Annotated in this window: 11 protein-coding genes and 1 riboswitch; of the genes, 2 read left to right on the forward strand and 9 right to left on the reverse strand. The window is 60.9% G+C overall.

Annotated elements, in window-relative coordinates; all coding sequences use genetic code 11:
* Positions 1-68 precede the first annotated feature (68 nt).
* The 8 genes from I6E39_RS10755 to I6E39_RS10790 form a co-directional block, all read right to left on the reverse strand.
* Positions 69-776, reverse strand: a complete 708-nt coding sequence (locus I6E39_RS10755; protein ID WP_235381582.1) for an IMP cyclohydrolase — start codon at positions 774-776, stop codon at positions 69-71.
* Between the two features lie 49 nt (positions 777-825).
* A riboswitch (ZMP/ZTP riboswitch) is annotated at positions 826-905 on the reverse strand.
* Positions 906-959: 54 nt separating this feature from the next.
* Positions 960-1,598 carry a phosphoribosylglycinamide formyltransferase gene (gene purN, locus I6E39_RS10760; protein ID WP_235381583.1) on the reverse strand — a complete coding sequence of 213 codons (639 nt, stop codon included), beginning with the start codon at positions 1,596-1,598 and terminating at the stop codon, positions 960-962.
* 89 nt (positions 1,599-1,687) lie between these two features.
* Positions 1,688-2,731 carry a phosphoribosylformylglycinamidine cyclo-ligase gene (gene purM, locus I6E39_RS10765; RefSeq protein WP_235381584.1) on the reverse strand — a complete coding sequence of 348 codons (1,044 nt, stop codon included), beginning with the start codon at positions 2,729-2,731 and terminating at the stop codon, positions 1,688-1,690.
* Between the two features lie 112 nt (positions 2,732-2,843).
* A complete protein-coding gene (locus I6E39_RS10770) occupies positions 2,844-4,265 on the reverse strand; it encodes an amidophosphoribosyltransferase (protein WP_235381585.1) in 1,422 nt (473 codons plus the stop codon).
* Positions 4,266-4,390: 125 nt separating this feature from the next.
* Entirely contained in the window at positions 4,391-5,101 is a 711-nt protein-coding gene (gene purC / locus I6E39_RS10775) for a phosphoribosylaminoimidazolesuccinocarboxamide synthase (protein WP_235381586.1), read from the reverse strand.
* 27 nt (positions 5,102-5,128) lie between these two features.
* Positions 5,129-5,818: a phosphoribosylaminoimidazolesuccinocarboxamide synthase gene (locus I6E39_RS10780; protein WP_235381587.1), complete on the reverse strand. Its 690-nt coding sequence runs from the start codon at positions 5,816-5,818 to the stop codon at positions 5,129-5,131.
* Positions 5,819-5,863: 45 nt separating this feature from the next.
* Positions 5,864-6,358, reverse strand: a complete 495-nt coding sequence (gene purE, locus I6E39_RS10785) for a 5-(carboxyamino)imidazole ribonucleotide mutase (protein ID WP_235381588.1) — start codon at positions 6,356-6,358, stop codon at positions 5,864-5,866.
* A 318-nt stretch (positions 6,359-6,676) separates the two neighbouring features.
* Positions 6,677-7,768: a glycosyltransferase gene (locus I6E39_RS10790; protein WP_235381589.1), complete on the reverse strand. Its 1,092-nt coding sequence runs from the start codon at positions 7,766-7,768 to the stop codon at positions 6,677-6,679.
* Between the two features lie 220 nt (positions 7,769-7,988).
* Between I6E39_RS10790 and I6E39_RS10795 the strand changes: the two genes are divergently transcribed.
* Together I6E39_RS10795 and I6E39_RS10800 are read left to right on the forward strand one after the other, a co-directional pair.
* Positions 7,989-8,549, forward strand: a complete 561-nt coding sequence (locus tag I6E39_RS10795; protein WP_235381590.1) for a phosphatase PAP2 family protein — start codon at positions 7,989-7,991, stop codon at positions 8,547-8,549.
* 25 nt (positions 8,550-8,574) lie between these two features.
* Positions 8,575-9,426, forward strand: coding sequence for an aminotransferase class IV (locus I6E39_RS10800; protein WP_235381591.1), 852 nt, complete (start codon positions 8,575-8,577; stop codon positions 9,424-9,426).
* 145 nt (positions 9,427-9,571) lie between these two features.
* Here the strand turns inward: I6E39_RS10800 and I6E39_RS10805 are convergent, their stop codons facing one another.
* Positions 9,572-10,141: a uracil-DNA glycosylase gene (locus tag I6E39_RS10805; protein ID WP_235381592.1), complete on the reverse strand. Its 570-nt coding sequence runs from the start codon at positions 10,139-10,141 to the stop codon at positions 9,572-9,574.
* Positions 10,142-10,307: the final 166 nt, after the last annotated feature.

Raw genomic sequence — 10,307 nt, forward strand, 5'->3', positions numbered from 1 at the left:
CAAAATACGGCGGGGGCAAGCCCCCGCCCTACCAAGCCCTCACCCTACATGAAACGATAAACTAAAATTTACCCGTGCTTGTTGATGATGACGGTGTCCCGCTCTCCGGTAGCCAGATCCATGTACTGGACAAAGAGGGATACCTTGTTGTCCTCGTTCAGACTGGCCCACAGCTCCTGGGCCCAGGTTTGAGCGTCGGGGGCGGTGATGGCCACCTTCCGGGGCTCTCCCTCAAAGGAGGGCAGGGGGTCCAGGTTCTCCTGATAGGTGTGGAGGAAGCGGCCCTCGCCGGCTTTGGGGTGGTCGTAGCCGAAGAAGTACCGGCAGCAGCAGGCGGGGTCGCCGTCGTCAGACTTCAGAATGGACATGGCATAGCTTCCGTCTCTGTGGAGCAGGCCGGAGATGCGGGGGGTGTAGTTGGGGCCGTCGGGCTCGAACTCCCGGGTGCGAAGGGGCTGGGCAAAGACCTGGCCCGCCAGCAGACCATCCCGGATGGTGTCGGTCTGGTCGCCGTTGGTGACCACGGTATCCTCACCCACGATGCGGACGGGGTGGTAGATGATGAGGGAGGGATCGGTCATCTTGCTCTCGTCAAAAGCCTTGGTTCGGATACCATCCTCGGTGGTCTCAAAGACCCGGTTACGGCTGTTTTCGCTACGGCCCATAATGAAGTAGGCGATGACCGCCTTCTTGTCGTCGGCGGAGCGGCCCAGGACGATGCCCCGGCCAGGATAGGGGTGGGTGCGCAGGATCTCATTGAGATCAAGAATCTTCATGCTGTTATTTCCTCCTTTTTGTACAGAAAAGGGCGCACCAATGCAAAGCACGGTGCGCCCAGACGGTCGGCAGTTCAGAGGCGGCACTCCCTGTGGTCCATTCCACTTCCGTCAGTCGTGCCGCTTGATTCAATTATCACATCGGGCGCATCCTGGTCAGGAACAGCGGCGCATGGGAATCAATCATTCTGCGCCGTCCAAAACGCGGACAGTACGGCCCTCAACTTTCAGCCTGTCCTGGCAGAACAGGGAGACGGCCCGGGGCAGCAGCTTCCACTCGCACTGCTCCATGATCCGCCGCTGAAGCACCTCGGGGGTGTCGTCGGGCAGCACCTCCACCGATTTCTGGAGGATGATGGGACCGGCGTCGCACTCCTCGGTGACGAAGTGAACGGTGGCGCCGGACAGCTTCACTCCGTAGGCCAGGGCCTTCTCGTGGACGTGGAGGCCGTAGCACCCCTTGCCGCAGAAGGAGGGGATAAGAGAGGGGTGAATGTTGATGACGGCGTTCTCATAGGCCTGGAACAGCTCCCCAGTGACGATGGTCATAAAGCCGGCCATAACCACCAGGTCGATGCCCAGCTCATGCAGCTTGTCCACCAGGGCCAAAGTCATGGCCTGGGCGCTGGGGTAGTCGCTCCGGGCCAGTACATAGCCGGGGATGCCAGCTTTTTTGGCCCGCTCCAGGGCGTAGGCCTCCGGCGTGGAGGCGATAACGGCGGTGATGGAGCCGTTGACGATCTCGCCCCGGGCCTGGGCGTCGATCAGGGCCTGGAGATTGGTCCCGCCGCCGGAGACCAGAACAGCGATGTTTTTGGTCATAGGTGCGTCCTCCAAATTTGATGTAGGGGCCCGCCAGATAGGCGGAACAGCGGGCGGGTCCGGGACCCGACCCTGCGCTGGAAATGGCCTTAGACCAGCGCCACGCCGTCGTCGCCCTTGACCACGCTGCCGATCTGATGGACGGTCTCACCGGCAGCCTTCAGCACCTCCAGAGCCTGGGCGGCCTGATGGGCGGGAACGGCCAGGATCATGCCGATACCCATGTTGAAGGTGTTGTACATGTCACGCTCGGGGATGTTGCCCCGCTTCTGGATCAGGTCGAAGATGGGCAGGCGGGGGAAGGAGTTCAGCTCGATCCGGGCGGTGAGACCCTCGGTCATCATGCGGGGCACGTTCTCATAGAAGCCGCCGCCGGTGATATGGCTGATGGCGTGGATGTCCACGCCGTCCTTCAGCAGAGCCTTGATGGCCTTGACATAGATCCGGGTGGGGGTCAGCAGGGTCTCACCCAGGCTCTTGCCGCCCAGCTCGGCCATGGGGGACTTCAGATCGGCGTGCTCCACATCAAGGACCTTCCGGGCCAGAGAGAAACCGTTGGAGTGGACGCCGGTGGAGGCCAGACCGATGAGCGCGTCGCCCTCGGCCAGCTTCTTGCCGTCGATGATCTTTTCCTCGTCCACGATGCCCACGGAGAAGCCGGCAACATCATAGTCGTCGTCCGCCATGAGGCCGGGGTGCTCGGCAGTCTCGCCGCCCACCAGGGCGCACTCGGACTGGCGGCAGCCCTCGGTGATGCCGGAGACGATCTCGGCGATGCGGACGGGATCGTTTTTGCCGCAGGCGATGTAATCCAGGAAGAACAGAGGAGCGGCGCCGCCGCAGATAATGTCGTTGACGCACATGGCGACACAGTCGATGCCGATGGTGTCGTGTTTGTCCATCAGCTGGGCCAGGCGCAGCTTGGTGCCCACGCCGTCGGTGCCAGACACCAGAACGGGCTTCTTCATGCCCGCCATGTCGGGGGCGAACATACCGCCGAAGCCGCCCAGGGTACCCATGACGCCGGGGATGTAAGTGGATTCCACCATGGGCTTGATGCGCTTGACAGCCTCGTAGCCGGCGGTCACGTCCACGCCGGCGGCGGCGTAGGACTCGGAATGGGAGTTCTTCATCACTAAAACCTCCAGATGAATAAATAGAGGGTAGGGCGGGGGCCTGCCCCCGCCGGTCTTATATTAGGCGGCGGGGGCAAGCCCCCGCCCTACGGGATATCATGAGAGGGTATTATTCCTTGCCGCTCCAGCAGTAGGTACAGACCTTGTCACGGTCCAGACCGATGGCGTCCAGCAGGCCGTCCAGGGATTGGTAGCCCAGGGAGTCGAAACCGAACTTCTCGCAGATGGTCTTCAGCATGCACTGGCCCCGCTCGGTGCGGGCGTCGGCGTACTCGTCCAGATGCTTCTGGCCCTCGTCGCCCTCCAGTTCCTGGACGGTGCGGCGGGCCAGAAGCTCCATCTCGGAGTTGCTGCTGGAGAAATTCAGGTACTTGCAGCCGTACATGATGGGGGGACAGGCCGAGCGCATATGTACTTCCTTGGCTCCGGACTCATAGAGGAATTCCACCGTCTCCCGCAGCTGGGTGCCCCGGACGATGGAGTCGTCCACGAAGAGCAGCTTCTTGCCCTGGATCAGCTCAGGGACGGGGATCTGCTTCATCTTGGCCACCTGGTTGCGGACATCCTGGTTGGTGGGCATGAAGGACCGGGGCCAGGTGGGGGTGTACTTGACGAAGGGACGGGCGAAGGGAATGTGGCTGGCGTTGGCGTAGCCGATGGCGTGGGGGAGGCCGGAATCGGGCACGCCGGCCACAAAGTCCACGTCCTGGGCCACGCCACGCTCCTTGTCGGCCTGGGCCATGATTTCGCCGTTCTTGTAGCGCATGACCTCCACGTTGACCCCCTCATAGTTGGAATTGGGGTAGCCGTAGTAGGTCCACAGGAAAGCGCAGATCTTCATGTCCTTGCCTGCGGGGGACAGGGTCTCAAAGCCGTCGGCGGTGATCTTCACGATCTCACGGGGACCCAGCTCATAGGCGTCCTCATAGCCCAGCTTGTGGTAGGCGAAGGACTCGAAGGAGACGCAGCAGCCCTCCTCGTTCCGGCCGATGAGGACGGGGAGCCGACCCAGCTTGTCCCGGGCGGCGATGATGCCTTCGGGGGTCAGGATCAGGATGGTGGCGGAGCCGTCGATCAGCTCCTGGGCGTGAAGGATGCCCTCCACCAGATTCTCCTTCTGGTTGATGAGGGCGGCGGTGAGCTCGGTGGCGTTGACCTTGCCGGAGCTCATGGCCATGAACTGGTGGCCGTGGTCGGAGAAATAGGTCTCCACCAGCTTTTCCGCGTTGTTGATGATACCCACGGTGGAGATGGCGTACAGTCCCAGGTGGGACCGGACCAGCAGGGGCTGGGGATCGGTGTCGCTGATGCAGCCGAAGCCGCAGCGGCCGTGAAAATCGGCCAGGTCCTTCTCAAACTTGGTGCGGAAGGGGGTGTTTTCGATGTTGTGGATCTGGCGCTGAAAGCCGTCCGTCTCATCGTAAACGATCATGCCGCCCCGGCGGGTGCCGAGGTGGGAGTGGTAGTCCACTCCGAAGAAAATGTCCAGGGACACGTCCCGCTTGGAGACGGCGCCAAAAAAGCCTCCCATGAGGTGCCTCCTTGTTCAGATAAGAGATATAAGATAGGAGATAAGAGACAGAGAAGGGAGAACGAGAGATCTCTCATCTCCGCTCTTCTATCTCTTATCCGGGCAAATGGGACTGCGCGGCGGTTTTATTTGCCCATGAGCCGGCGGCTCATCTCCTGATATGCGCCTTCCACGTTGCCCAGGTCCCGGCGGAAGCGGTCCTTGTCCAGCTTCTCTCCGGTCTTGGAGTCCCAGAAACGGCAGGTGTCGGGGGAGATCTCGTCGGCCAGGACGATGGTGCCGTCGGCGGTCTTGCCGAACTCCAGCTTGAAGTCCACCAGAGTGACGCCGCACTCCAGCAGGGTCTTCTTCAGAAAATCATTGACCTGGAAGGCGTACTTCTTGATGAGGGCGATCTCGTCCCAGGTGGCCAGCTTCAGAGCCACGGCGTGGTACTCGTTGATCAGGGGATCGTGGAGGTCGTCGTTCTTATAGGAGAACTCAATGGTGGGCTCCTCGAAGACGATGCCCTCCTTCACGCCGTAGTTGCTGGCAAAGTGGCCGGCGGAGATGTTGCGGACGATGACCTCCAGGGGGACGATGGAGACCTTCTTCACGGCGGTCTCGCGCTCGTTCAGCTCCTCCACGAAATGGGTGGGGACGCCGTCCTTCTCCAGCTGCTGCATCAGGAAGTTGGTCATCTGGTTGTTGACGGCCCCTTTGCCCGTGATGGTGCCCTTCTTCAGCCCGTCAAAAGCGGTGGCGTCATCCTTGTAGGACACGATGACCACATTGGGATCTTCGGTGGAATAGACCTTCTTGGCTTTACCTTCGTACAACTGCTCCAGTTTTTTCATACGAAACCCTTCTTTTTTAATGGCAGATTATTTGGCAAAGAACAGCTTGGACAGAGTCATGGGATCAATGTACTTGCCGTCCTTGTACACACGCATGTTGCCGGAGGCGATCTCGTCAATGAGCATGACCTTACCCTCGGCGTCATAGCCATACTCGAACTTGATGTCGTAGAGGACCAGACCCTTCTCCTTCAGGTCGTCAGCCACGATCTGGGTGATCTTCTGGGTCATCTCCTTCATGGAGTCATACTGCTCCTCGGTCATGACGCCCAGCACCACCAGACCGTCCTTGGTGACCAGGGGATCGCCCAGCTCGTCGTTCTTAAAGGTGGTCTCCACGTAAGCGGGCAGATCGGCGCCCTCTTCCACATAGTCCTTGTAGCGGCGCAGGAAGGAGCCCACGGCCTTGTGGCGGCAGATGACCTCCAGGCCTTTTCCGAAGACCTTGGCGGGCAGGACCTCCATGGTGGTGTCGTCCAGATTGGCGGAGACATAGTGGGTCTTGATGCCGGCGGCATTGATCTTCTCAAAGAAGTAGATGGACATGCGAAGGTTGACGTCGCCCACGCCTTCGATGGTCAGACCCACGGAGTTCTCGCCGGGATCGAACACACCGTCCTTGCCGGTGCAGTCGTCCTTGAACTTCAGCAGGTAGTTGCCGTTCTCCAGGGCAAACACGTCCTTGGTCTTGCCGGAATAAACCAGTTTCTTTTCCATGTTCTGTTCCTCCGTACGATAAAATTTATGTTTCGATTTTCATGTTCACTGAGCCAGCTCAGCCTGGAGCTTAGCTTCCTTCTCGGCAATCTGGGCGGCCATCTTTTCCCGGGCGGCATCCAGCTTGGCGGCCAGCTCGTCGTCGGCCACGGCCAGGATCTGGGCGGCCAGTACAGCGGCGTTCTTGGCACCGTTGAGGGCCACCGTGGCCACGGGGATACCGCTGGGCATCTGGACGGTGGCCAGCAAGGCGTCCAGACCGTCCATGGCGCCGCCCTTCATGGGAATGCCGATCACGGGCAGAGTGGAGTTGCCGGCGAAGGCGCCCGCCAGATGGGCGGCCATGCCGGCCGCGCAGATCAGCACGCCGAAGCCGTTGGCCCGGGCGTTTTTGGCAAATTCCGCCGCGGCGGCGGGGGTGCGGTGGGCGCTGAGGATGTGGGCCTCGAAGGGAATGCCGAACTCCTTCAGCTGGGCGCAAGCGCCCTTGACTACCGGCCAGTCGGAATCAGAGCCCATGATAATGGCTACTTTTTTCATGTGATGACACCTTCCAATCAAAAAAGTTCAGGCTATCTGCGGGTACAGACAGCCTGATGGATCCCAGTCAATGGATTTTGGACATGTTGGGGCCCTGTCCACGCTGCTGCTTGGGACAGAACAGATGAGTACAGACCATGACAGGAACCTCCTCGTTTGAAATCAAGGCTTTGCGCCGCCAACATCTCAGGGTTTCATTCTATCGAAAACGGGCGAATTTTGCAAGAGGCGATAACATTTTCGTATGCTTGTACAAGGAAAAGGGGGAGAGGGACCGGCAAAGTTGTCAGCCCGGGCCATACCCGGGGAAAAAGAAGGTCAGAGCAGTCCGGCGGTGCTGAGAATGCGGCTTACTTCCCGGGCACGGTTGGGCCATGCGGCCTGGGCCCCGTAGTCCTGCCGGCGCTGGGAGACAAAGCCCGGAGCCTCCATCAGCGCGTGATGGCACAAAGTCAGAAACTCCTGCTGGCTGTGGGCCCCGTAGATCACGTCGGGGAAACGCTCCACCTGGTCAGGCCACAGCATGGACACCACCGGCTTGCCAGTGGACAGGTACTCATAGACACGGGTGGGGATCACGCCGTCGTCCACCCGGTCGTCCCGGAGGAAGTTCAGCAGCACGTCGCAGCGGTACAGCCAGTCGGGCACCTGGTCCAGGGAACAGGGACCGGCCAGTATCACATTGGGCTGGCGCCGCAGGCGGGGGAGAAGCCGGTTGCCCTCCCGCCTGCCCAGCAGAAGGAAGGTCCAGTCGGGGCGTTCCCGTGCGGCGTAGAGCAGGGGGGACAGGTCCACGTCTTCCCGGATGGTGCCCGCCCAGCCCAGCACCGGCCCGGAGACCTGGGGCAGTGGATCGGGACGGGGGAAAGCGGCCTGGCCGGAAAACAGGGGGAAGTTGACTCCGTTGGGCAGCAGGGCGATGTTGGGGCTGCAGGGAGAGAGCCGGTCACAAAGCAGGGGAGAGGCGGCGAAGACCACATCGGCGGCGTTGGCCAGACTGCCCTCCCAGATAGGGGGCAGGTCCTCCCACTCCCGGTCGCAGTCATAGACCAGCCCGCTGTATTCCAGCCGGTCCAGCAGATGAACGTGTTCCGGGCTGGAGGTCCACAGCAGAGGGGCGCGGAACCGGTGCCGGGCGGCCTGATCGGAGATAAAACTGCCCAGCCTGCGCTGGCCCAGGCGGAACAACCGGCCGTACCGCTCCTCCATGGGAAGGAGCAGGGGGGGCAGGGTGTAGGCCGTTACGTTGGGGCGGACCTTGCGTCCCTTCTCCCGGAAGGAGCGGTCCCGCAGTCCCTGGGCGGGAGAAAAATACAGGACCTGAGTGTCCTTCAGCCGGGAAATGAGCTGCTGGGTCCGGCCGGGGGTGGAACTCCAGGGCTTGTTGGATAAGCAGAGGATCTGCCTCACGTCGGGAAGCCTCCTAACAGAAAACTGTACCTTGCAAAGTACAGGGAAAGTTTGTATAATGGAAGGACGGAAGGAAGACAAGCGTCCTTCCGGGGTCACAAAGACCGGAACAAAGGGGAAAGTCTTGCGCCAAGGCGTTCAAGGCTGATCCCACAGACATGATACAAATATTATTATAAGCGACCAAGAATACGCGGTCAAGAATAGGAGGCTGGAAAATATGCTTCAGGCCCTCCAAAATCTGGATGGGGCCGTCCTCTTGGCCATCCAGGGGGCGCGGCTGGAGCTGCTGAATCCTGTGGTGGAACTGTTCACCTCTCTGGGCAACGCCGGGCTGCTGTGGATCGTGCTGTCCCTGGCCATGCTGTGCTATAAGCCCACCCGGAAGGCGGGGGCGCTGGCCCTGTGTGCCATGGCGCTGGGGCTGCTGTGTACCAACGTGGCGCTGAAGCATCTGGTGGGCCGGGACCGGCCCTGGCTCCATGTGGCGGGGCTCATCCCTCTGGTGAATGAGCCGGACCCGAACTCCTTCCCCTCGGGGCACACCTGTGCCGCCTTTGCCGCCGGACTGAGCTGGGTCCGGACCCTGCCCTGGAGATGGAGTCGGATACTGGCGGTGATACTGGCGGTATGCATGGGCTTGTCCCGGCTGTATGTGGGAGTCCACTACCCCAGCGATGTGATCGCCGGCGCCCTGGTGGGTGCCTTTTGCGCCTGGGCTGCCTGGAAGGGCTGCGGGCGTCTGAAACATAGAGGCGAAAACCGGTCCTCTGACCGGTGATAAAGGCAGAAAGGATAGATAAGAAATGAAAGAAGTAGGCTATTATAACGGGACCATAGGCCCTCTGGAAGAGATGACGGTGCCCATGGGGGACCGTGCGCTGTACTTTGGTGACGGCATCTACGAGGCCACCTGCGTGGCCAACCGGGTGGCCTTTGCCCTGGACGACCATCTGGACCGGATGTACAACAGTCTGCGCCTGCTGGAGATCCCCTTCACCATGGAGCGGGACCAGGTCAAGGCGGAGCTGCAGAAGGTCATTGATGCGGCGGAGGAGACTCCGGTCCAGTTCCTGTACTGGCAGATCACCCGCGGCGTATGTCCCCGGAACCACCCCTTCCCCCCGGCTGATGTGAAGCCCAGCCTGATGATCTATGTGAAGCCCCACAAGATGAAGTCCATGGACAAGCCCTATAAGCTGATCTCCATGGAGGACATCCGCTTCAAGCTGTGCAACATCAAGACTCTGAACCTGATCCCCAGCGTGCTGGCCAACCAGCGGGCAGTCGAGCACAGCTGTGATGAGGCGGTGCTCCACCGGGGCAGCCGGGTCACCGAGTGCGCCCACAGCAACATCTCCATCCTGAAGGACGGCGTGCTGCGTACCGCCCCCACCGACGAGCTGATCCTGCCCGGCATCACCCGGAAGCACCTGCTGGCTCTGGCCAAAGAGCATGGCATCCCCACCGACGAGCGCCCCTTCTCCATGGTGGAGCTGATGAACGCCGACGAGGCCATCGTCACCAGCAGCAGCGCTCTGTGCATGCGGGTGGAGTCCATCGACGGTATCCCCGTGGGCGGCAAGGACCCCCAGCGTCTCAAGCTGCTCCAGGACGCATACTGGGAGAAGTTCCAGCGGGAGACCCAGCCCAAGTAAAAAATATCCAAACAGCCCCGGCGTCTGAAACAAGACGCCGGGGCTGATTTTATACGGTCTGTCGTCTAAACAAAGTGACGCGTTGACAGGGCCGCCTGTATGGACTTGATTTTGAGTATGACCGCGCTTTTCAGCCGGCAATGTTTCAATAGGTGTGATTGCAGACCTCCTGAATCTTGGCCTGGAGGCTCTTCAGGTCCTGGAAGGTGTCGGGGCGCTTGCTGGGGTCCCGGAGAATGGCGGCGGGGTGGTACAGGGCGGTCATCTGGACTCCTGCCTTTGTGAGCCACTGGCCGTGCTCCCGGGTGATCTTGAAGTCCTCCCGGATCAGCCGGACTGCGGCGACCCGGCCCAGACAGACGATGATCTTTGGACGGATCAGGGCGACCTGGTTCCGGAGGTAGCCGATGCAGGCGTCCTGCTCGGTGTTCAGGGGGTCCCGGTTCTGTGGCGGACGGCACTTGACGATGTTGGCGATGTATACGTTTTTGGTCCGGTCCAGATCAATAAGCTCCAGCATGTCATCCAGAAGCTTGCCGGCACGGCCCACAAAGGGCTCTCCCTGGAGGTCTTCGTTCTCGCCCGGGCCCTCGCCGATGCACATGACTTCGGCGTCCCGGGGGCCGACGCCAAAGACCACATTATGCCGGGTGTCCGCCAGAGCGCACTTTTGGCAGCTTTTGCAGGTCTGTTCCAGTGCCTCCCAATTCATCATTGCCATGGCAGTCCTCACTTTCTTTCGTACAAAAAATTTTAGTTTATCAGTGGATTTCGCCTGCGGGCGGGACGGAAGTTTGGACGAAAGGAGGTTTCGCCCCCGGGCGAGGTACTTTTGTAGAGATACAAAAGTACCCAAAAAATCTCCGGGGCTTCGGCCCCGG

It is taken from the genome of Pseudoflavonifractor phocaeensis, from assembly GCF_021531375.1.
GTDB lineage: Bacteria > Bacillota > Clostridia > Oscillospirales > Oscillospiraceae > Lawsonibacter > Lawsonibacter phocaeensis_B.